The sequence below is a fragment of the Janthinobacterium sp. FT14W genome (assembly GCF_009208755.1).
In the GTDB taxonomy this organism is placed as follows: domain Bacteria; phylum Pseudomonadota; class Gammaproteobacteria; order Burkholderiales; family Burkholderiaceae_D; genus Janthinobacterium; species Janthinobacterium violaceinigrum.
In genome coordinates, this window is the sequence record NZ_WFLL01000047.1 from 1 (window position 1) to 19,758 (window position 19,758).

Here is a 19,758-nt window from a genome sequence, read left to right on the forward strand (position 1 = left end):
CCCGTGGCCCAGCCGCGGCCCGCGCCGCCGCCGATGCCGGCGCCTGCGGCACAGGAGGCGCGCGGGGGCGAACGCAGCGGGCCGCCACGGGAACGGAATAATGACCGGAACAATGACCGGGTCAATGAGCGCGGCGGCCCCGGCCGCAATGGCCGGATGCAGGAAACGGAGCGCTGAACGGACCGCTGGCGCTGGCCGTCTGTCCGTCCGGTCATGGATTATCGACGTTCAAGCCGCCAAAGCGACCGTTCATCACATGCCGGAGGTAAAGTCGCCGTGTTTTGTCTACAGTGACGTCATTGCAGCACAGCGCAATGCCTGACTGGCTGACAGCACCGATTTTTCCGGCTATTTTGTCTAAACGAAATAGTTTTCGCCAGCTTACAAAGCTGGCTTTTTTTTTCCGCCACGCCGGCGCCATGGCAACGGGCGCATCCGCCTCCAAAGTTGGCTACAATACGCTTTTATGCAGGCGCCGCGCGCCATACGCCGCGCCGCCTGTCCTGACCGGCACTGATTGGAATTCCCATGCAAACCACCCCACCCAGCGAACACATTATTCCTCCCAGCGAATCGCTGATCGAATACCCGAGCGATTTTCCCATCAAGATCATGGGTCCCACGCATGTGGACTTCGCGCCGACCATGCTGGAACTGGTGATCAGCCACGATCCGACCTTCCACGCGGGCCGCATGGAAGAGCGTCCATCGGGCAAGGGCAACTACACGGGCCTGACCGTCACCGTGCGCGCCATCAGCCGCGAGCAGCTCGACGCCCTGTACACGGCGCTGTCGGGCCACCCGATGGTCAAGATCGTCATGTAAGACATGCCGCCGCCCTGGCGGGCTGGCGTTTCGTCAGCCGCCACACCAGGGCAAACGCCGCGCTGGCCGCCGCCGTCACCCACAGCAGCGGCCGTGCGCTGCCATCGGTGACGGCGGCGATCACGGCGCCGCAGGCGGCCGTGATGAGCATCTGGATGAAGAAGAACAGGCCCGAGGCGCTGCCCGCCTGGGCGCCGTAGGGCTGCAGCACGGCCAGCTGGCAGGCCGGGATGGCCATGCCCACCGATACCATCACCAGCAGCATGGGCGCCACCAGCGACGCCACGTGCTGCGGCGCCAAAGTCCCCGCCAGCAACAGGCTGGCCGCGCCCGCCACATTGATCAGCACTGCCACGCCCAGCATGTAGTCGGCGCCCAGGCGCGGCCCCAGGGCGCGAAACAGGCTCGATCCCGCCACATAGCCGCTGACCGTCAGCGCGAACACCAGCGCATACGTGTGCGGCGACAGATGCATGCCCCTCTGCAACAGCACGGACGATTCCGCGATGAATGGAAAATACGTGCAATACACAAAACCGATGGCCAGCGCATAGCGCAGGAAATACGCGTCGCCCAGCAGGCGGCGGTACAGCGCCAGGGTATTTCTCTGAGGCACGACATCGGCCGGCCTGGTTTCCGGCACCCAGGCGGCGATCAGCCCCAGCGACAGCGCGCCCAGCAGGCACAGCACGCCAAACACGGCGCGCCAGCCGAAGGCCGCGTCGAGCACGCTGCCGGCCAGCGGCGCCACGATGGGCGACAGGCCCATCGCCATCGATATTTTCCCCAGCATGCGCGCCTGCGTGGCGGGATCGAAGCGGTCGCGCACCATGACCCGGCCGATGATGGTGCCGCTGCAGCCGCCGAACGCCTGCAGCACGCGCGCGGCGATCAGCACGTGGACGTCGCTGGTCACGGTGCAGGCGATGCTGGCGAGCACAAAGATGCCCGTGCCGGCCAGCAGCACGGGACGGCGTCCGTAGCGGTCGGCCAGCGGCCCGCAAGCGAGCATCGAGGCGGCCGAGCCGGCCATGAACAGGCTCAGGGTCAGTTGCAACTGGGCATCGCTCGCCTGCAGGGCGTCGGCCATGGCCGGCAGCGACGGCAGGTAGATGTCGATGCTGATGCGCGACAGGCAGACCAGCAGCAGCACGATGCCGCCCCAGGCCCATAAAGCGAGTTGTTTCTGCATTGTTTTACACGGTCCAGGCAAACGTGCGCCCCACTGGCGCACGGGAACAGTGAGAGTAGAATGGTTGTGGTGTAATGCGAAGTGCCAGTCATCAGAAAACTCATTGGACCACTTGGACGATCATCATCATGCCGCGAGGAAAATCACCGCACGCCCTGGACTTGCCTCGTCCCACCAGCTGGCTCGACAAGGCGGGCGTCAACAAGCAGGATGGCGCGTATGAAGCGCTGCGCTCGGCCATCCTGACGAAGATGCTGCCGGCGGGCAGCCGTCTGCCGTCCAGCCGCACCCTGGCCGAGCGGTGGGAGTTGTCGCGCGGCACCATCGAAACCGTGTTCGACCGCCTGCACGCGGAAGCCTACGTGACGCGCGTGCCCGGTTCCGGCACGCGCGTATGCGCTGTCGTGCCGGAACGCTTCCTGATGGCCGGCTTTGGCGATGTCGCCCCGGCGGCGGCTGCCATGCCCGCGCCCGCGTCGGACACGGGCGTGCGCGACGGCTTGCCCTTCGTGGCGCGGCGCGCCGATGCCAGCCTGTTTCCCATGGCCGCCTGGTCCCGGTGCGCCACGCGGGCGCTGGCGGCCGCCACGCCGGAACAGCTGTGCAGCGCCGATCCGGCCGGCCTGCCCCAGCTGCGCCAGCAGATCGCCGACTTCCTCGGCAAGTACCGCGGCATCCGCTGCGACCCGCACGATATCGTCGTCACCACGGGCATCCGCCACGCGATCGACTTGCTGGCGCGCAGCATCGTGCGCGACGGCGACAAGGTCTGCCTGGAAGAACCGGGCTACCCGGCCGCGCGCGCCCTGTTTGCCCTCGCCGGCGCCGTGCCCGTGGACATAGCCGTCGACGCCGAGGGCATCGATTGCGCCGCCCTGGCCACGCATGCTGACGCCTGCCTCGCGTATGTGACGCCGGCGCACCAGTCGCCGCTGGGCGTGACCATGTCCGTCACGCGCCGCCTGGCCTTGCTGGAATGGGCAAACGACCACGGCGCCTGGGTGGTGGAAGACGATTACGACAGCGAATTCAATTACCAGAGCGCCCCGCTGGCGGCCCTGAAGGCGCTGGACCAGTACCAGCGCGTGATTTACTGTGGCAGTTTCAACAAGACCCTGTTTGCGGGCCTGCGCGTGGGCTTCATGGTGCTGCCGCCGGGCCTGCGTCCGCAGCTGTTGCGCATGGTGCAGTTGACGGGCCGCTCCGTGGGCGTGACGGAACAGCTGGCGCTGGCCGCCTGGATGGAGGAAGGGGCTTTCGTGCGCCATTTGCGTCAGGCGCGGCTGGCCTACAAGGAGCGGCGCGACCTGCTGCTCGCCTGTCTGGAACAGACCGCGCCGGGGCGCTACACGGTCACGGGCCAGCAGGCGGGCTTTCATTGCGTGCTGTGGCTGCCGCCGGACAGCGACGAGCGGGCGTTTTGCGCGCGTGCCGCGCAGGAGGGGCTGGCGCTGCAGCCGCTCGGTGATTTTTGCCACGGCGCCAGGCTGGCGCCGGCCGTGCTGCTGGGCTACACGGCTCTCAGCGCCGCGCAGATACGCCATGCTGCACAAAAATTGGGCAGGCTGCTGTTGCCGGCGCCCACGGCTGAATGAAACGGCCGCCTGGCTTATAATCACGGCTTCGCCGCAGCGTCCGCAGGGCGCCGGCAGCTGACCACAGACTTTGTCATGACCACCACCCGAACCGAAACGGCACTGATCCGCGAGCTGGGCCGCGTCGACTACGAGCCGACCTTTGCCGCCATGCGCGCGTTTACGGACGCGCGCACGACGGACACGCGCGACGAACTGTGGATCGTCGAGCATCCGCCCGTGTTCACCCTGGGCCTGGCGGCCGACCGCGGCCATCTGCTGGCCGGCGCGGAGAATGTGCCTGTGGTGCAGACGGACCGGGGCGGCGAAGTCACGTTCCACGGCCCCGGCCAGGTGGTGATTTACCTGCTGATGGACTTGCGCCGCAACAAGCCGGGCGGCAAGCTGTATGCGCGCCAGTTCGTGCATAAAATCGAGCAAGCCATCATCAACGTGCTGGCGGCGTATAATCTCGCTGGCGAGCGCATCGATGGCGCGCCCGGCATTTATATTGCCGGCGGGCCAGACAAGGGTGCGAAGATCGCCGCGCTGGGCTTGAAAGTGCGCGGCAACGGCTGCACCTACCATGGCGTATCGCTCAACGTGGCGATGGACCTGGCGCCGTTTTCCTGGATTAACCCCTGCGGCTATTCCGGCCTGAAGACGGTGGACATGCGCAGCATGGGCGTGTCGGCGCCGCTGGCCGAGGTGCAGCGGGCCCTGGCCCATGAATTGACCGTATTACTCGATGTAAGCGAAGTAAACAGCGCCGCAGGCGCGCCTCAGGCAGCGGATGCCTGAGCAAACAAACCAACATGCCCTTCAAGGGCTTGCAGCCATGACTTCTGAGACCATTTCCAGCACCGCCCCCGCCGCTCCCGCCTACAATCCGAGCGAAAAGCAAAAAGGCGCCAGCAAGACTTCGCGCATCCCGATCAAGATCATTCCGATCGAGCAAGTCGAGCGCCTGAAAAAGCCGGACTGGATCCGCGTCAAGGCCGCGTCGGCATCGACCCGTTTCTATGAAATCAAGGACATCCTGCGCGAAAACAAACTCGTCACCGTGTGCGAGGAAGCCAGCTGCCCGAATATCGGCGAATGCTTCGGCAAGGGCACGGCCACCTTCATGATCATGGGCGACAAGTGCACGCGCCGCTGCCCGTTCTGCGACGTGGGCCATGGCCGCCCGGACCCGCTGGACAAGGACGAGCCGTCGAATCTGTCGAAAACCATCGCCAAGCTGCGCCTGAACTACGTCGTCATCACGTCCGTCGACCGCGATGACTTGCGCGACGGCGGCGCCGGCCATTTCGTCGAGTGCATCCAGCAAACGCGCGCCCTGTCGCCGAACACCCGCATCGAAGTGCTGGTGCCCGACTTCCGCGGCCGCCTGGAAAAAGCCCTGAACCTGTTCAAGGATGGCTTGCCTGACGTCATGAACCACAACCTGGAAACGGCGCCGCGCCTGTACAAGGAAGCCCGTCCCGGTTCCGACTACCTGCACTCGCTGAAACTGCTGAAGGACTTCAAGGCCATGTACCCGGACGTGAAGACCAAGTCCGGCATCATGGTGGGCCTGGGCGAGACGGACGAGGAAATCCTGCAAGTGATGCGCGACATGCGCGAGCACGACATCGACATGCTGACCATCGGCCAGTACCTGGCGCCGTCGAACAGCCACTTGCCCGTGCGCCGCTACGTGCATCCGGACGTCTTCAAAATGTTCGAAGAAGAAGCGTATAAAATGGGCTTCACCCACGCTGCCGTGGGCGCCATGGTGCGCAGTTCGTACCACGCGGATGAACAGGCGCACAGCGCCGGCGTGGAATCGGCGCTGAATTTCTAAGCACCCTGCGCCACGTCAAGGCCGCCCGCTGCAAAGCCGGGCGGCTTTTTTTTTGCCTGTTCGTATCGTATGCGCCTCATCGGCTGAGCGTCCTATACTGGCATGCTGAAAAGGCATGGTTGACGAATCGGCTATGAGGTGAGGCATGGACATACGCATCGACGCATCGTGGAAGGCGCGGCTGGGGGGGGAATTTGCCCAGCCGTACTGGGAACGCCTGGCCGCCTTCGTGAAGGCGGAATATGCGGCGGGAGCGTGTTGTCCTCCGGGCAAATATATCTTCCGGGCCTTCGACCTGACGCCGTTCGAGCAAGTGAAAGTCGTGATCCTGGGGCAAGATCCGTATCACACACCCGGCGCGGCCATGGGCTTGTGCTTTTCCGTGCCGGACGGCCATCCGCCGCAGCCGAGCCTGCAGAACATCTTCAAGGAGTTGTCCACGGACGTGGGCATCGAGCGCACGCATACGGATTTGTCCGACTGGGCCGGACAAGGGGTGTTCTTGCTCAACAGCGTGCTGACCGTGCGGGCCGGGGCGGCCGGTTCGCACGCGGCCAAGGGCTGGGAGACATTGACGGACAGCGCGATCCGCCACCTGTCCGCCGAGCGTAGCAACCTGGTTTTCATCCTGTGGGGCGGCTACGCGCAAGCCAAGCGCACCTTGATCGACCCCGGCAAGCACCTGGTGCTGGCGGCGCCCCACCCGTCCCCCTTGTCGGCCGGCAAAGGTTTCTTTGGCAGCAAGCCGTTCAGCCAGGCGAATGCGTATTTGCAGGCGCACGGCCAGGCGGCCATCGCCTGGGGTGAAAGCTGATTCTTGACGGCAACCGACAGCGGCAGGCGTTGCTCCCTGCCGCTGTCCTCGCGCGTTGGGGGAACTAGAAGCTCGTCGACAATCCCGCATACAGGCTGCGGCGGGCGCCGTACTGCGGCGCCCCCACGCCCACGCCGGAACCGTCGCGCAGCAGATACGATTTGTCGAACAGGTTGATCAGGGCCAAACGGCCTTCGACCTTGCCCACGGGCGTGTTTTTCCACGTGTGCGTGAGCGCCGTGTTGACGGTGAAGTAACTCGGCAAATGGCCGGAATTCGGTGCGCCGCCTTCCGGCGTCATGCGCAGGCCGCTGCCATACAGGAAGTCAGCGCTTACTTGCGAATCGCCAAAGTGGTAGTGGCCGCCACCGGACAGCGTGTATTTCTGGTCATGGTCAAGGTAGACATAATTCTTGCTGATGTAGTTCAACTCATCGGCGCCAAACAGGGCCTGGCCCGAATTGATGTTGCGGCCCTGCGCCTTTTGCGTGCTGGCGTTGAGGAACAGGCCCCAGTTTTTCTCGCTGTAGATGGCCGACAATTCCAGGCCCCTGGCGTAGCCGTCCGCATAGTTGAACGGCGTGAGGATCAGCGCCTGGCCGAACTGGCCTTCGTCCAGCAGGTTGTTAATCTTTTTATAGTACACATCGGCCGTCACGGTCAGTTTCGGGGTGACCTGGTGGCTGATGCCCACGTCGTAGTAATGCGTGCGTTCGGACTTGACGTTGTCCGACTGGCCGATTTCCGGCGCATTCGTCGTGTTCGCATACAGGTCGATGCTGCCTTGCGCCGCCAGTTCCTGCGGCGGCGGCGTGAAGTAGCGCGAATAACCGGCGTGCAGGGCCGTGCCCGGCGCCAGCTGGTACGCGAGGTTGACGCGCGGACTCCATTGCTGCTCGCTCGTGTAGGCCGACACCTTGTCGAAACGGGCGCCATAGTTCAGGGTCAAAGGCTTGCTGATATGCCATTCATCCTGCAGGTAAAAACTGGCCAGGGTACCCGTCTTGCCGCTGTTGTCGACGATGGAGACCGGCGTGGTGGCGCTTTGTACCCCGTCAATACTTGGGAAGACGGCCACCGTGTTGTCGCTGGTGGTTTTCTGGCGCGTGTAGGCCAGGCCTGCGCGCACGGTGTGGTCCTGGTGCCATTTGTAGCTGGCGTCGAACTGGGCGCCGGACGCGCTGTTCGAGCGGCGCGAGTCCGAGGCCACGCCGTTGTAGATCAGGTCGCCGATGGAATCGGGCGTGAAGTGTAGCTCCGAGTACTGGTGGAAGGCGGACACCTGGTAATTGATGTCGCCCAGGCTCTTTTGCAGCGACAGCACGAGGAAGCGGTTCACTTCGCGCTGGTTTTCATTCAGCTGCGACGACGGCAGGCTGGACGTGCCCGCCTGCGCATCGCTGTGGCCATCGAGGCTGAACGCAGGCGCCTGGTTCGGGTTGTTCGGGATCTGGAAGCGGCCGTTGTAGGTGCCGAACATGGCAGCCAGGCGCGTATTGTCATCGAGGAAATACGACAGGCTGCCGAACGATTTGTTCTGGCGCGTCTTGTCGTGCAGGGCGCTGCGCGTGTCTTGCGGGTTTTCCACACCCAGGGAATTGCCCAGGTAGCTGCCGGACAGGTAGTAATTGAACTTGCCCACGCTGCCGAAAAATTCGGCACTCGGTTCCACATGGTCGTGGCTGCCCACGAGGATGCCGATGCGCCCGCCCGGCGTCATGCCGCCCTCCTTCGTTTCAATGTCGACGATGCCGGCCGTGCGCAGGCCGAACTGGGCCGGCAAGGCGCCCGTCATGAAATCCGTCTTGTCGATCAAGCGCGTGTCGATCGACTGGCCGAAGCCGCTGATGCTTTCCGGTAACTGCACGCCATTGATGCGGTATTGCACGTTGGCATGGTCGTCGCGCACGTGCAGGGCGCCCGAGCCCTTGGAATCCTGCGATACGCCCGGCAGGCGCAGCAGCACTTCATTGAATGGCGTGTTGTCGCCCTGGCCCAGCATGTCGACCATGTGGCTGTCGATGCTGTAGATGGTGGTGCCGACTTTCGGCGACAGCTCGATGCGCGCGCTTTTCAAATGGGCGGACGTGACTTCCACTTTTTGCATCTCTTGTGGTGCAGCATCGGCGCCGGAAGTGGCCGGGCTGGCATCCGCAGGCTCGGCGGCATGGGCGGAAAAGCTGAACAGGCTGGCAAGGGCGAGCGACAGGGCGCTCAAGCGTGGTGTGTGTTGCATGGTGAACCTCGAAAATAGTCTACGCCAGGCGGCACGGCGCGCATGAAGACGCGCGCGGCAGTGCAGCCTGAAAAAAGGATAAGAACAGCGTGGGAACTACAACGAGGCGGCAGGCGGGCCGCGCACGGGCGGCAGGATGAGGGCAGCGGCAGGCGCCAGGGCGGCGGGCGCGACGGCCAGCAGGCGGTACGGCAGTAACTGGGCGGGCGGCTCGGCGATGGCCGGCGGCACGGCGATATCGGCCACCTTGTCGATGGCCGTGGCGCACAGCGCGCACTCTTCCGCGTCCAGGCTGGTCTTGTGCAGGTGCGAGGCGGCCGTCGACAGCAGGAACACGAGGGCCAGCGCACTGAACAGGGCCACGCACAGGCGCCACGGCGTGCGCGCGAGGGCGGCGGCACCGTGATGGGCAAGCTTGCGGGTGGGCTGGCGGGAAGACATGGGCGCATAGTAGCAAGAAAATCGCCGCCTTGTCAGCGCTTGTTGCAATTCATTTGCGCTATGTCGGCCTGGCAGGATGCCAGCTGATAATGATTTTCACTCCCCTTCATTCATGCTATCGTTTCGCAGCCCAAAATTCCCAGAGTCCCTCATTCATGTCCAAGCGCCCGATCAAATGGCTGTTAGCCAAGCTGCACCTGTATGCGGGCCTGTGGTTCGGCGCCCTGTTCGTCCTGCTGGGATTGACGGGTTCCGCCATCGCCTGGATGCCGGAACTGGACGCGTATCTGAATCCCACCCTGTTGCAGGCGAGCACGCCCGCGGCGGGCCAGGTGTTTCGCGTGACGCCAGGCACGGTGCAAGCGGTGGTCGACCAGCTGACTGCCGATCCCGTCTACGGCAAGCCGGCCCAGCTCAATCCGCCCGCCGATGCGCGCGACGTGTATGTGGCCTCGTACCGGCAGGCGGGCAAACCTTCGCCGTTCAGCCAGGCCATCGTGCGCCAGGTGATGGTCGACCCCTACACCTTGCAAGTCAAAGGCGAGCGCGACTGGGGCCGCTTCGGCTTCACGCGCCCGCTGCTGATGTCGGGCATGTTTCATGTGCACCGCTATCTGCTGACGGGCGACGCGGGCAAGACGGTCACGGGGATTTCCGGCGTGTTGCTGCTGCTGATGGCCTTGAGCGGCATCTACCTGTGGTGGCCGCGTTTGCAGTGGACGGCGATCAAGCGGGCCCTGACCGTGTCGCATGGCGGCTCCTGGCCCCGTTTCAACTACACCTTGCACAAAGCGGCCGGCTTCTTTGCCGCGCCCGTGCTGGCCGTGATCGCCTTTTCCGGCATCTATTTCAATTTGCCGCAGCTGGTCGTGCCGCTGGTGGACCTGGTGTCGACGGTGCCGGACACGGCCAAGCTGAACAATGTGCAGCAGGATGGGGCCCCGCTCGATGCGGGCGCCGCGATGGCCGCCGCGCAGCTGCTGTATCCGCAGGCGCGCGTGTCGCGCATCGTGCTGCCGGCGAAAAAGAACCAGCCGTATGACATCCGCGTGCGCCAGCTTGACGAAATCGCCCACGGCGACGGCGCCACGCGCATCACGCTGGACGCGCGCAGCGGCTTGCCCCTGCGCATACGCGACCCCTTGACGGCATCGTATGGCGAGCGCTTCCTGGGCTGGCAATTCCCCCTGCATTCGGGCCAGGCGTTTGGCGTGGCCGGGCGCAGTTTCATCACGCTCTTCGGCTTGATGCCCTTGCTGTTCATGCTGACGGGGACCTTGGTGTGGTGGAAACGGCGGCGCGGCCGGAAATAGGCGGCCGCCAAACCAGAACGGGGAAAATTGCTATGATCGCAGTGTTTTCCGGGCCATCGCATGGTCCGGCTTCACTCAATAACAAGGAAAAGCAGAGACCATGAGCAATCCCGACATCACCGTAGCAATGTTGAATGAACGCGGCACGGGCCGCCTGCCCGGCCACCTGGGCATCGTCATCACGGAAGTGGGCGACGGCCAGCTGACGGCGGAATTGCCCGTGCTGCCGCATCTGCTGGCGCCGAACGGTTATCTGCACGCGGGCAGCGTGGTGACCCTGGCCGACACGGCTTCCGGTTATGGCTGCATCGTCAACCTGCCCGAAGGCGCGAACAATTTCACCACCATCGAACTGAAATCGAACCACCTGGGCACGGCCCGCGAAGGCACGCTCACCTGCACGGCCAAGGTCGAGCACAAGGGCCGCAACACGCAAGTGTGGGATGCCGTGGTGAAAAGCAAGGAAACGGGCAAGACGATTGCCCTGTTCCGCTGCACGCAGATGATTTTGTATCCTAAATAAGCCCAAGAGCAACATCCGGGGTCGTACCCTGCAGGCTACGACCCCGGCCCCCGCTTTTGGGGTGGTTAAATTTTCACCCAGTTACCCTTGTACAAGATTGGTCCCGTCGGTCCGTTCGGATCGGGCGAACCGCCTTTCGGCTCCAGGGTGACGGCCAGCAGGGCCACGTCGCTGCCGATGGCGCGCTGCGACAGGGCCAGTTTCACGTTGCCCTTGTCGGCCAGCAAGCCGAGCGAGCGGGGATTGCCGCTCTTCGGCACGGCCCACAGTTCCAGATCCTTGTCACTCGGCACGGGCGCATTGCCCACCATGCGCACTTCGAGCGCGCCGTGGCGGCTGTCGGCCGTCAGCAGCAGGGCCGTCTGCGCTTTCTCATCCGTCAGGCTGGCCACATAGCTGATCTGCGGCGCATCCATCACGCGCGTGGCCACGACGATGACCAGCAGCGCGGCGATGGCGCTCGAAGCCAAGCCCAGCGAACGCCAGAACGACAGCGAATCGCGCCACAGCGCCCAGCCGCCCTGCGGCGCCAGGTGCAGGCGCCGCTCGATCTGCTGCCACACGCGCTTGGGCGGCGCCACGGGCGTGGCAAATTCCGCCATCGGTTCCAGGCGCTGCCGCCATTCGGCCGTGATATTGCGCAAATCGGCGTCGTTGTGCAGCCAGCCTTCGAAACGCCGCCGCGCGCCTCCTTTCAAGGTGCCCAGCACGTATTCGGACGCCAGTTTCTGGCGCAGCACGTCATTGCCGCGGATATTCATGATGCCTCCCGTTTCGCCAGGCACGTGCGCAGCCGTTCCAGGCTGCGGCGTATCCAGGTCTTCACGGTGCCGATCGGCAGCGACATCTGCTGCGCCACTTCGCTATGCGACAGGTCGTGATAGAACGCCAGGGCGACCACCTGCCGGTGCAGCCCTTCCAGGGCGGACATGCAAAACGCCAGCGCCTTGGCGTCACCGCTCAGCTGCAGTGATTCGATGGGCGTGGCCTGGGGGTCTCGGAGTGCATTCATGACTTCGCTATCAAACTGTTCGGCATCGATTTCCACGGTATCGTCGCTGCGCCGCAACACATCGAACGCCTTGTTGCGCACGATGGTGGCCATCCAGGTCATCGGCGCCGCCAGATGGCTCTGGTAAGCGGCGGCGTTGTTCCAGATGGCGACGAAACCCTCTTGCAAGGCTTCTTCAGCGAGCTCTTGCTTATGCAATATACGCAGCGCGAAGCCAAACAGTTTCGATGATGTGCAGTTATATAGCTGGCGGAACGCCGTGGCGTCCTTGTTGCCGGCGGCAAGCAGCCAGGTTTTCAGTTGCTGCGGGTCGGGCGATTGAGCGGCTAGGGACACGGCAGGCCTTCACAAGGTGAATGGAAATCACACTTGGGAAGGTTATAACAGTTTGGCAACACTTGGCAACAGAGTTTTGTGCGGTGTAGGGTGGGTATTTTTGTGTTGGATCAACCGGCGATGGCGGTTTCCAGCAGCTTGTGCAGTTCCGCGAATTCCGGCTTGCCCACATAGCGCTTGAGGATCTTGCCCTGCTTGTCGAGCACGAAGGTGGTGGGCGTGAGCGCCACGTCGCCGTAGGCCTTGGCCGCCTCGCCCGTGACGTCGAGCGCCACCTTGAACGGCAGCTGGCGCGTTTCGGCAAAGTTCAGCACGTAGTTGGCCGGATCGTATTTCATGGCCACGGCCACGAATTCCAGGCCCTGCCCCTTGTACTTGTTGTAGGTGTCGACCATGTCCGGCATTTCCGCCACGCAAGTGGTGCACGAGGTGGCCCAGAAATTGACCATCACCACCTTGCCGCGCAGGCTGGCTGACGTGATTTTCTCGCCATGGATGCCGTGGAAGGTCACGTCCGGCGCGCTTTGCTTGTCATTGAGCGACAGATAGCCGGCTGCCGCCACGCCCGCCACGAAGACGGCGATGAGGGCTGGCTTGATCCAGGACTTGCTTGCGGATGGCGAAGTTGACATGGCGAAGTTGAAATGAGTCACTTGAAAAGCGGGGCGATGCGGCCACGATGTACCTATTATAGCCGCCGCATCGTCGGCGTGGCCTAGGCCGGATGGCGTAGGCGCTTACTGCTGTACCGTATCGCTGACCGTGTTCGTCGTGCGCTGCTGCGGCGGGTCCGGCTGCAATTGCTTCAGTTCCGCTTCCGAAATGTAGTCGAACAGCTTGACCACTTTCTGCACGCCGCCCACGCCGCGCGCCACGTCGGTCGCAACCGTGCCTTCGCGCTGGGTGACCCTGCCCATCAGGAAGACGGTGGCGTTCTCGGTGACGACCTTGAACGAGGCCGCCGAGATTGTTTTCATGTCCACCAGGCTGGCCTTGACCTTGGTCGTGATCAGCGCGTCGTTCGAGCGCGAGGTGTAGCTGGCCGGGCCGGCGATGATCAGTTCATTGGCCACCGATTCCACGCCTTCGATATTGCGTACTTCGCGCTCGACGGCATTTTTCATCGCCTCGTCGCGCACTTCGCCCGTCAGCAGGACGCGGCGGTTGAAGCTGGTGACATTCACGTGGCCCACGTCGCCGACGATGGAGGGAATGCGTGCTTCGCCTTTCAGGGCGATCGACTTGTCTTCGGTCTGGGCGCCCAGGGTGCGGCGGTCTGCCGCGGCAACGCCGCCCATCACGGCGCCGCCGACCATCAGTTCGATGCAGCCGGTGAGCGAGGTGAGCATGGCGCCGCACAGCAGTGCGGTGGCCAATGGGCGTTGTGCGCGTTTCCAGCCTGGGCCAGTACCGAATTTAGTCATTCACGTCTCCTCCGAATAGGGCGACATCGATGCCGTCGCAGATGCAATGTATGGTGGTCAGATGGACTTCCTGGATGCGCGCCGTGCGCTCGGCCGGCACGCAGATATGCACGTCGGCATCCGTCAGCATCTTGCCGATGGCGCCGCCGTCCTTGCCCGTCAGCGCCACGACGCGCATTTCGCGCTCGAGCGCCGCTTCCACGGCCGCCATCACGTTGGCCGAATTGCCCGACGTGGAGATGGCCAGCAGGATATCGCCGGCCTGGCCGAATGCCTGTACCTGCTTCGAGAAGATCTCGCGGTAGCTGTAGTCGTTCGCCACGGCCGTCAGGATCGAGGTATCCGTCGTCAGCGCCAGGGCCGGCAGCGGAAAGCGCTCGCGTTCGAAACGTCCGACCAGCTCGGCGGCGAAATGCTGGCAGTCGGCGGCGGAACCGCCATTGCCGCATGCCAGGATTTTGTTGCCGTTGGACAATGCATAAAACATCAGGTCGATCGCCTGCGCAATGGGTTGCGCCAGTACGGTAGCGGCCTGGATCTTGAGTTCAGCACTTTCGTGGAAGTGCGAGAGGATGCGTTGATTATTCATAGTCTGCCGATTATAGTGCAGGCGCGCGGCATGGCGGACAAGCACTGTTAAAAATGCTTACATATCGAGGATGTTCTTCAGCCAGCTGATGCGCCCGTCATCGATGGCCACGGCGTCGAAACGGCATGGCGGCACGCTTTTTTGCCCCAGCAGCCAGGTTTGCGCGGCCACCACCATGCGCCGCTGCTTGGCTGGCGTGATGCTGGCCAGGGCGCCGCCGAACGCTGCGCTGCTGCGTAGCCGCACTTCCACGAAGACGACGGAGGGGCCATCGCGCATGATCAGGTCCAGCTCGCCGCCCTTGCACAGATAGTTGCGTGCAAGCAGCACCAAGCCTTGCAGCAACAGATACGCGAGCGCATCGTCTTCGCCCTGCCGCCCCCGTGCCTGCTTGTTCTGGAACGGCAGGGGCGGCATGGCCTGTCCTTATTGCGCCTGCGGCAAGGCGGCCGGTGTTGCTGCCGTGGCCGGCGGCCAGGTGCTCAGTGCGCCCTGCTGGTAGGTGGCGGCCTGCTCCGTGCGTTCGAACACGCTTTGATCATTCTCAAAGCGCACGGCCAGGCGGCCCGTCACGCCATCGAGCGTGAACGGCGCGTTCGGGCGCAGCGCCACTTCGCGCGCTACGCGGAAGGCATCGATGCCCAGCGCGTACAGGCGTTCCATGTCGGCCGTCAGGCGGGCGTCGCCCGCCTGCGGCGGCTGCGGATACACCATCACTTGCGGATGGTCGCGCTGCACTTGCCACGGCAGGTCGAGCAGGCGCGCGCCGTCCAATTCGGGGCCGCTGGCGCCGCGTCCTGCGCCGGGATTCAATGACGAGGTGCCATACAGGGGCAAGTCGCTGCCGATGGCCACGCGCAGCTGGCGCGCCTGGTCGGCGTCGAGCGCGGCAAACAGCAGGCCGGGTGGCGTGGCGGCCAGGCGCGCGCGCAGCTGCACCAGTTCCGCATCGCTCAGGTAGCCATTCGTGGCCGTCAAGTCCATCGTTTCGATCTTGCCGCCCTGGCGCAGCCATTCCTGCTTGAAGGCGGCGCTGGTGCGGCGCTGCGAGGGCGAGCCGGCCGACAGGATCAGCGCGCTCGCGCCCGGCTGCTCGCTGGCGGCCCAGGCGGCGACCTGGCGCGCTTCCGCCTCGATCGACAAGCCCATCACCAGCAGCTTGGCCGGCAGGCGCGCTTCGCCGCGGTTGTCCGGGTGGTTCAGGGCAATCGTCGGCTTGCGTACCAGGTCGCTGTTTGCCACGGCCGTCACGGCCGAGCGCGACAAAGGTCCCACGACGATGTCCTGTTCTTCTTGCGCTTGCGCAAACTTGTTCAGGATATCCGTGCTGCCATCGCCCGTGTCGACCACCGTCACTTCGAAGCCGCTGCGGTCGCGCTCATATGCGGCCATGAAGCCGGCGCGCAGCAGTTCTGCGGCCGGGCCCAGGGACGCCGAGCGCAGCGGCAGCAGCAGGCCGATGTGGTGGACATTGCCGTCGGCGGGCGCCGGCGCCGTGGCGGCCGGCATGTCGAGCGGCGTGCCCGTCGCCGGCTTGCCCGTGATGGGCGCCAGCGGCGCGCCATTGCCGTCATACGCGGTAATATCGGGCACGGCCACGGCAAACGTCACCGGCTCCGGGGTGGGCGGCTTGGGCGGTACGGGCGGCGGCAGTGGCTTCGGAGGTGGTAGCGGCCTTGTGTTAGATTCAATAGGCGCGCACAATTGCCCGGGCGCGTCGCAAGGCGTGCTGCAAGCGCTCAGCATGCCGGTCGCGGCACAAACAAGCAGTAACTTCACACTATTAGCAAGCATTTAACCTCCAAAATGACCGTACAAGAAATCAGTTCCATCGCCAGCCTGCCCATCATGACAGAGGCGGCGCACCAGGTCTATCCTAGCGCAACATTGTATATAGTGGCCACGCCGATCGGCAATGTGACCGATATCAGCCTGCGCGCGCTGCATCTGCTGAGCCTTGCCGACGCCGTCGCCTGTGAAGATACGCGCAACACGGCGCACCTGCTGACGCGTTTTGGCCTGAACAAGCCTTTGATTGCGGCGCATCAACATAACGAGCGCGAAGTGGCGCAAACCCTGATTGCCCGCCTGCACGCGGGCGAGCGCATCGCCCTCGTTTCCGATGCGGGCACGCCCGCCGTTTCCGACCCGGGCGCGCGCATCGTCGACGCCGTGCGCGCGGCGGGACTGCGCGTGCTGCCCCTGCCGGGCCCGTCGGCGGCGATTACCGCCATTTCTGCCAGCGGCTTGCTCAATGACCAGTTCTACTTTGTCGGCTTCCTGCCGGCCAAGGCCAAGCAGCGCGAAAACATGCTGCACAGCCTGCGCGGCGTGACGGCCACCATGGTGTTCTATGAAGCGCCGCACCGCATCCTCGATTGCGCCACGGCCCTGGCGGCAGTGTTCGAACCCGCGCGCCAGGTGGTGTTTGCGCGCGAGCTGACGAAACTGTTCGAGGAAATCCACCGCTGCCCCCTGTCCGAAGCGGAAAGCTGGATCCGCGCCGACGCGCACCGCGAAAAGGGAGAGTTCGTCGTCCTGCTGGAAGGCGCCACGCAAGCGCAGGACGCGGAAGACGCGGAAGCGGAACGCATCCTCAATATCCTGCTGGCCGAATGCAGCGTCAAGCAAGCGGCCAACCTGACGGCGCAAATCACGGGCCGCAAGAAAAATGCCCTGTATGAGCGGGCGTTGCAGTTGAAGGGGCAGGAATAGCTTGATTCCAGCCTACCCAATTGGATAGGATCCTGCCCAATCTGGGTGTGTTATTAAATAATCACCACTTGCAGCCGCTATCTTTCTTGTCGAGCAGCATCAGCACGGGCGCCAGCAAGCCTGCGCCCGAATAGGCGGTGCGGCAATCGCCGCGTTTGCCTTGCGCGATGTCGCGCGCCAGCTGGGTTTCCGTTTGCAGGGGCTTGTCGGGGATTTGTCCCACGGCCGTGCCCACCTTGGACGGGTCGCGCTCGCCCGCCATCTTGCGCGCCGTCTTTCTGGCCGCATCCATGTCGAATGTCGGCGTCTCCGGGGTTTCTTGCCTGAAGGTATCGGCACTGGCTGCGGGCGTGGCCGGCGCTGCCGGTACGACCGTGATCGCTTGCGGGCTGGATGCCGGCGCCGTGGCTGCCGCCGGTGTTTCCCGGGGCGTGGCCGGTTTTGGCTTGCTGATGGGCTTGGGTTCGCGTTTCGGCTTGATGACCTCGACAGGCGGTGGCGGCGGCTTGGCGGCCAGCGGGCGTATCCACACGGCGATCGATTCCACGCGCGGCGCCGTATCCGGCTGGATAGCGGGCTGTACATGGCGCCATAGAGAGATCAGGGCGCCATGCAGCAGCAGGGACACGGCGATGCCCAGCGCGATGCCGCGGCGGTCCGGCAAGGGCTGGCCACCGCCGCTTCCGCCGTTTCTTTCGATACTGAACTCCATTGCCGTCGTCGCCTTCATGTCTGATCGGGAAAACTTGCCAAGTGAGTGTCGCATACTTCAATCGTTTTGAAAAATACATGAGTCCCAGTGCCGCGCGTAAATAATTTACACAGAGTTTCACCTGACCCTTGACCGAAGTGGATACGGCCTGTATTATCTTGGTCTTCGGAGTGTGGCGCAGCCCGGTAGCGCACCTGGTTTGGGACCAGGGGGTCCAAGGTTCGAATCCTTGTACTCCGACCAAATTTGTAGAAAAAAACCCAAGAGTTCAGGCTCTTGGGTTTTTTTTCGTCTGTCTTTCGTGCATGCGGCATGCATAAGAAAAGGGGCCATCGGCCCCTTTGCATTTACCCCAGGCGTTTCGCCGCAATGGCGTTGCCTGCGCGGCTGGAACCCTTGCGGCCCAGCTGCTGCGCAATGAACTGCCCCGCATCGACCACCAGGTCCAGGTCGATGCCGGTGGCAATGCCCAGCCCCTGCATCATGTACAGCACGTCCTCGGTGGCCACGTTGCCCGTGGCGCCCTTGGCGTAGGGGCAGCCGCCCAGGCCCGAGACGGACGAGTGATAGATGGCGATGCCCGTTTCCAGGCTGGCGTAGATATTCGCCAGCGCCTGGCCGTAGGTGTCGTGGAAGTGGCCGGACAGGCCGCCCACGTGGAAAGCCTGGATCGCGCGTGCCATCACCGCCTGCGTCTTGCGCGGCGTGGCCACGCCGATGGTGTCGGCGATGTCGATTTCGTCGCAACCCAGGTCGCGCATGCGGCCCACCACGTCGGCCACGGCATCCAGCGGTACTTCTCCCTGGTAAGGGCAGCCGAAGGCGCAGCTGATGCTGCCGCGCAAGCGCAGGCCGTGTTCCTTGGCTGCCTTGGCCACGCCTTCGAAGCGGGCGATCGATTCGGCGATCGAGCAGTTGATGTTCTTTTGCGAGAACGCCTCGGACGCGGAGCCGAAGATCACCACTTCATCGGCCCTGGCCGCCAGCGCCGCATCGAAACCCTGCATGTTCGGCGTCAGCGCCGAATAGATCGTGCCGGCGCGGCGCGCGATCTTGTCCATCACTTCCGCGCTGGTGGCCATCTGCGGCACCCATTTCGGCGACACGAACGATGCCGCCTCGATGTTGGCGAAACCGGCCTGCGTGAGGCGGTCGACCAGCTCGATCTTGACGGCGGCGCTGATGGTTTCCTTTTCGTTCTGCAGGCCGTCGCGCGGACCCACTTCGACGATCTTGACCTGCTTGGGCAGACTAGGAGTTGGATTCATTTCAATATCCTTGCAAACGGTTGACGATGCCAGCGACAGAATCTCCGGCGTGCAGGCGGCGCATCTTGGCGGCGATCTGCGTCACGCTTTCGCGGCGCAGGGTGGCTGCCGAAATATGCGGCGTGATGGTGATGCGGGGTTCTTGCCAGAACGGGTGCTGCTGCGGCAGCGGCTCGTTGCGGAACACGTCCAGGGTCGCGCCGGCGATATGCCCGGAGCGGATCAGGGTCAGCAAATCCGGTTCGGCGAGATGCGCACCGCGCGCCACGTTGATGACGTAGGCGCCCGGCAGCAGCATGGACAGGCGCGCGCGGTCCAGCAGATTGTGCGTGTCCGGTGTGAGCGGCAGCATGCAGACCAGCACGCGCGTGCCGCGCAGGAATTCTTCCAGACCCTCCTCGCCCGCGAAGCATGCCACGCCATCGATGTGTTTCTGGCTGCGGCTCCAGCCCCGCAGGGGAAACTCGAACTGTGCCAGCGCATCGAGCACGCGCGTGCCCAGTACGCCCATGCCCAATACGCCGACGGGGAAATCCCCCTTCTCGAATGCGGGCAGCGGCTGCCAGATGCCGGCGCGGCCCTGCGCCTCGTAATCGTCGAAACGGCGGAAGTGGCGCAGCACGGCGTGGCTCACATACTCGGCCATCTGCACGCCCATGCCTGCGTCATCGAGGCGCACCAGCGGCACGTGGGCGGGCAGCGCGTCGCCGAATTTCAAGAGCGCGTCGACGCCGGCGCCCGTGTTGAAGATGGCTTTGACACCGCTCAGTACGGGCAGCATGGCGGCCGGCGGCTGCCACACGACGGCGTAGTCGCAGGGCGCGGCCGTATCGCCTTCGCGCCAGAAATGGATCTGCGCTTCGGGCAGCAAGTCACGGAAGTCGCTGATCCACGCCGCTTCCTTGCCGTCCGAACGTTGTAGAAGAATGCGCATGGAC

The 19,758-nt window shown here is 64.3% G+C and carries 21 protein-coding genes and 1 tRNA gene; 9 read left to right on the top strand and 13 right to left on the bottom strand.

What is annotated here, in order from left to right; translation table 11 throughout:
- Window positions 1-528 precede the first annotated feature (528 nt).
- Complete coding sequence (locus GCN74_RS23615) at window positions 529-825, top strand: DUF493 family protein (RefSeq protein ID WP_152258927.1); 297 nt, start codon at window positions 529-531, stop codon at window positions 823-825.
- On the opposite strand, the gene GCN74_RS23620 is transcribed toward GCN74_RS23615, so the two are convergent.
- Window positions 818-2,017 carry a multidrug effflux MFS transporter gene (locus tag GCN74_RS23620; protein WP_152258928.1) on the bottom strand — a complete coding sequence of 400 codons (1,200 nt, stop codon included), beginning with the start codon at window positions 2,015-2,017 and terminating at the stop codon, window positions 818-820. The genes GCN74_RS23615 and GCN74_RS23620 overlap by 8 nt on opposite strands.
- 128 nt (window positions 2,018-2,145) lie before the next feature.
- On the opposite strand from GCN74_RS23620, the gene GCN74_RS23625 reads away from it, so the two are divergent.
- From GCN74_RS23625 to ung, 4 genes are all read left to right on the top strand, one after another.
- Window positions 2,146-3,612 carry a PLP-dependent aminotransferase family protein gene (locus GCN74_RS23625; RefSeq protein ID WP_152258929.1) on the top strand — a complete coding sequence of 489 codons (1,467 nt, stop codon included), beginning with the start codon at window positions 2,146-2,148 and terminating at the stop codon, window positions 3,610-3,612.
- 75 nt (window positions 3,613-3,687) lie between these two features.
- Window positions 3,688-4,392: a lipoyl(octanoyl) transferase LipB gene (lipB, locus tag GCN74_RS23630; protein ID WP_152258930.1), complete on the top strand. Its 705-nt coding sequence runs from the start codon at window positions 3,688-3,690 to the stop codon at window positions 4,390-4,392.
- 37 nt (window positions 4,393-4,429) lie between these two features.
- A complete protein-coding gene (lipA, locus tag GCN74_RS23635) occupies window positions 4,430-5,437 on the top strand; it encodes a lipoyl synthase (protein ID WP_152258931.1) in 1,008 nt (335 codons plus the stop codon).
- A 145-nt stretch (window positions 5,438-5,582) separates the two neighbouring features.
- Complete coding sequence (gene ung, locus GCN74_RS23640; protein ID WP_152258932.1) at window positions 5,583-6,251, top strand: uracil-DNA glycosylase; 669 nt, start codon at window positions 5,583-5,585, stop codon at window positions 6,249-6,251.
- Window positions 6,252-6,315: 64 nt separating this feature from the next.
- Here the strand turns inward: ung and GCN74_RS23645 are convergent, their stop codons facing one another.
- Both GCN74_RS23645 and GCN74_RS23650 read right to left on the bottom strand, forming a co-directional pair.
- Complete coding sequence (locus GCN74_RS23645) at window positions 6,316-8,487, bottom strand: TonB-dependent receptor (RefSeq protein ID WP_152258933.1); 2,172 nt, start codon at window positions 8,485-8,487, stop codon at window positions 6,316-6,318.
- Between the two features lie 96 nt (window positions 8,488-8,583).
- Window positions 8,584-8,928 (bottom strand): hypothetical protein, encoded by a 345-nt coding sequence (locus GCN74_RS23650; protein ID WP_152258934.1) that lies wholly within the window; start codon window positions 8,926-8,928, stop codon window positions 8,584-8,586.
- Between the two features lie 155 nt (window positions 8,929-9,083).
- Here GCN74_RS23650 and GCN74_RS23655 point away from each other — a divergent pair, with 155 nt between their 5' ends.
- Together GCN74_RS23655 and GCN74_RS23660 are read left to right on the top strand one after the other, a co-directional pair.
- Window positions 9,084-10,241, top strand: coding sequence for a PepSY-associated TM helix domain-containing protein (locus tag GCN74_RS23655; protein ID WP_152258935.1), 1,158 nt, complete (start codon window positions 9,084-9,086; stop codon window positions 10,239-10,241).
- A 100-nt stretch (window positions 10,242-10,341) separates the two neighbouring features.
- On the top strand, window positions 10,342-10,764 hold the full coding sequence (locus GCN74_RS23660; protein WP_152258936.1) for a PaaI family thioesterase: 423 nt from the start codon (window positions 10,342-10,344) through the stop codon (window positions 10,762-10,764).
- A 65-nt stretch (window positions 10,765-10,829) separates the two neighbouring features.
- On the opposite strand, the gene GCN74_RS23665 is transcribed toward GCN74_RS23660, so the two are convergent.
- From GCN74_RS23665 to GCN74_RS23695, 7 genes are all read right to left on the bottom strand, one after another.
- Entirely contained in the window at window positions 10,830-11,525 is a 696-nt protein-coding gene (locus GCN74_RS23665; protein WP_152258937.1) for an anti-sigma factor domain-containing protein, read from the bottom strand.
- Window positions 11,522-12,112 carry a sigma-70 family RNA polymerase sigma factor gene (locus GCN74_RS23670; protein ID WP_152258938.1) on the bottom strand — a complete coding sequence of 197 codons (591 nt, stop codon included), beginning with the start codon at window positions 12,110-12,112 and terminating at the stop codon, window positions 11,522-11,524. The genes GCN74_RS23665 and GCN74_RS23670 overlap by 4 nt, the downstream gene beginning before the upstream one ends.
- A gap of 110 nt (window positions 12,113-12,222) precedes the next feature.
- Complete coding sequence (locus GCN74_RS23675; protein WP_152258939.1) at window positions 12,223-12,744, bottom strand: peroxiredoxin family protein; 522 nt, start codon at window positions 12,742-12,744, stop codon at window positions 12,223-12,225.
- A gap of 105 nt (window positions 12,745-12,849) precedes the next feature.
- Window positions 12,850-13,536, bottom strand: a complete 687-nt coding sequence (locus GCN74_RS23680) for a BON domain-containing protein (protein ID WP_152258940.1) — start codon at window positions 13,534-13,536, stop codon at window positions 12,850-12,852.
- Entirely contained in the window at window positions 13,529-14,125 is a 597-nt protein-coding gene (locus GCN74_RS23685) for a phosphoheptose isomerase (RefSeq protein WP_034752465.1), read from the bottom strand. The genes GCN74_RS23680 and GCN74_RS23685 overlap by 8 nt, the downstream gene beginning before the upstream one ends.
- A gap of 57 nt (window positions 14,126-14,182) precedes the next feature.
- Window positions 14,183-14,542, bottom strand: coding sequence for a YraN family protein (locus GCN74_RS23690; RefSeq protein ID WP_152258941.1), 360 nt, complete (start codon window positions 14,540-14,542; stop codon window positions 14,183-14,185).
- A 9-nt stretch (window positions 14,543-14,551) separates the two neighbouring features.
- Window positions 14,552-15,736: a penicillin-binding protein activator gene (locus tag GCN74_RS23695; RefSeq protein WP_226939187.1), complete on the bottom strand. Its 1,185-nt coding sequence runs from the start codon at window positions 15,734-15,736 to the stop codon at window positions 14,552-14,554.
- A 195-nt stretch (window positions 15,737-15,931) separates the two neighbouring features.
- Between GCN74_RS23695 and rsmI the strand changes: the two genes are divergently transcribed.
- Window positions 15,932-16,840, top strand: a complete 909-nt coding sequence (gene rsmI, locus GCN74_RS23700; RefSeq protein WP_152258942.1) for a 16S rRNA (cytidine(1402)-2'-O)-methyltransferase — start codon at window positions 15,932-15,934, stop codon at window positions 16,838-16,840.
- 61 nt (window positions 16,841-16,901) lie between these two features.
- Here the strand turns inward: rsmI and GCN74_RS23705 are convergent, their stop codons facing one another.
- The gene (locus tag GCN74_RS23705; RefSeq protein WP_152258943.1) at window positions 16,902-17,552 is read right to left on the bottom strand and encodes a hypothetical protein; all 651 of its coding nucleotides are present in this window, start codon (window positions 17,550-17,552) and stop codon (window positions 16,902-16,904) included.
- A gap of 166 nt (window positions 17,553-17,718) precedes the next feature.
- On the opposite strand from GCN74_RS23705, the gene GCN74_RS23710 reads away from it, so the two are divergent.
- Window positions 17,719-17,795: transfer RNA gene (locus GCN74_RS23710), tRNA-Pro, on the top strand.
- Between the two features lie 104 nt (window positions 17,796-17,899).
- Here GCN74_RS23710 and GCN74_RS23715 read toward each other — a convergent pair.
- Both GCN74_RS23715 and GCN74_RS23720 read right to left on the bottom strand, forming a co-directional pair.
- Window positions 17,900-18,820, bottom strand: coding sequence for a hydroxymethylglutaryl-CoA lyase (locus GCN74_RS23715; RefSeq protein WP_152258944.1), 921 nt, complete (start codon window positions 18,818-18,820; stop codon window positions 17,900-17,902).
- Window position 18,821: 1 nt separating this feature from the next.
- On the bottom strand, window positions 18,822-19,754 hold the full coding sequence (locus GCN74_RS23720) for a 2-hydroxyacid dehydrogenase (protein ID WP_152258945.1): 933 nt from the start codon (window positions 19,752-19,754) through the stop codon (window positions 18,822-18,824).
- Window positions 19,755-19,758 lie beyond the last annotated feature (4 nt).

What these genes read in the sequence shown, in the direction of transcription:
- GCN74_RS23615 (WP_152258927.1), top strand. Translation starts at nt 529, where the DNA reads ATGCAAACCACCCCACCCAGCGAACACATTATTCCTCCCAGCGAATCG.
- GCN74_RS23620 (WP_152258928.1), bottom strand. Translation starts at nt 2,017, where the DNA reads ATGCAGAAACAACTCGCTTTATGGGCCTGGGGCGGCATCGTGCTGCTG.
- GCN74_RS23625 (WP_152258929.1), top strand. Translation starts at nt 2,146, where the DNA reads ATGCCGCGAGGAAAATCACCGCACGCCCTGGACTTGCCTCGTCCCACC.
- lipB (WP_152258930.1), top strand. Translation starts at nt 3,688, where the DNA reads ATGACCACCACCCGAACCGAAACGGCACTGATCCGCGAGCTGGGCCGC.
- lipA (WP_152258931.1), top strand. Translation starts at nt 4,430, where the DNA reads ATGACTTCTGAGACCATTTCCAGCACCGCCCCCGCCGCTCCCGCCTAC.
- ung (WP_152258932.1), top strand. Translation starts at nt 5,583, where the DNA reads ATGGACATACGCATCGACGCATCGTGGAAGGCGCGGCTGGGGGGGGAA.
- GCN74_RS23645 (WP_152258933.1), bottom strand. Translation starts at nt 8,487, where the DNA reads ATGCAACACACACCACGCTTGAGCGCCCTGTCGCTCGCCCTTGCCAGC.
- GCN74_RS23650 (WP_152258934.1), bottom strand. Translation starts at nt 8,928, where the DNA reads ATGTCTTCCCGCCAGCCCACCCGCAAGCTTGCCCATCACGGTGCCGCC.
- GCN74_RS23655 (WP_152258935.1), top strand. Translation starts at nt 9,084, where the DNA reads ATGTCCAAGCGCCCGATCAAATGGCTGTTAGCCAAGCTGCACCTGTAT.
- GCN74_RS23660 (WP_152258936.1), top strand. Translation starts at nt 10,342, where the DNA reads ATGAGCAATCCCGACATCACCGTAGCAATGTTGAATGAACGCGGCACG.
- GCN74_RS23665 (WP_152258937.1), bottom strand. Translation starts at nt 11,525, where the DNA reads ATGAATATCCGCGGCAATGACGTGCTGCGCCAGAAACTGGCGTCCGAA.
- GCN74_RS23675 (WP_152258939.1), bottom strand. Translation starts at nt 12,744, where the DNA reads ATGTCAACTTCGCCATCCGCAAGCAAGTCCTGGATCAAGCCAGCCCTC.
- GCN74_RS23680 (WP_152258940.1), bottom strand. Translation starts at nt 13,536, where the DNA reads ATGACTAAATTCGGTACTGGCCCAGGCTGGAAACGCGCACAACGCCCA.
- GCN74_RS23685 (WP_034752465.1), bottom strand. Translation starts at nt 14,125, where the DNA reads ATGAATAATCAACGCATCCTCTCGCACTTCCACGAAAGTGCTGAACTC.
- GCN74_RS23690 (WP_152258941.1), bottom strand. Translation starts at nt 14,542, where the DNA reads ATGCCGCCCCTGCCGTTCCAGAACAAGCAGGCACGGGGGCGGCAGGGC.
- rsmI (WP_152258942.1), top strand. Translation starts at nt 15,932, where the DNA reads ATGACCGTACAAGAAATCAGTTCCATCGCCAGCCTGCCCATCATGACA.
- GCN74_RS23705 (WP_152258943.1), bottom strand. Translation starts at nt 17,552, where the DNA reads ATGGAGTTCAGTATCGAAAGAAACGGCGGAAGCGGCGGTGGCCAGCCC.
- GCN74_RS23715 (WP_152258944.1), bottom strand. Translation starts at nt 18,820, where the DNA reads ATGAATCCAACTCCTAGTCTGCCCAAGCAGGTCAAGATCGTCGAAGTG.
- GCN74_RS23720 (WP_152258945.1), bottom strand. Translation starts at nt 19,754, where the DNA reads ATGCGCATTCTTCTACAACGTTCGGACGGCAAGGAAGCGGCGTGGATC.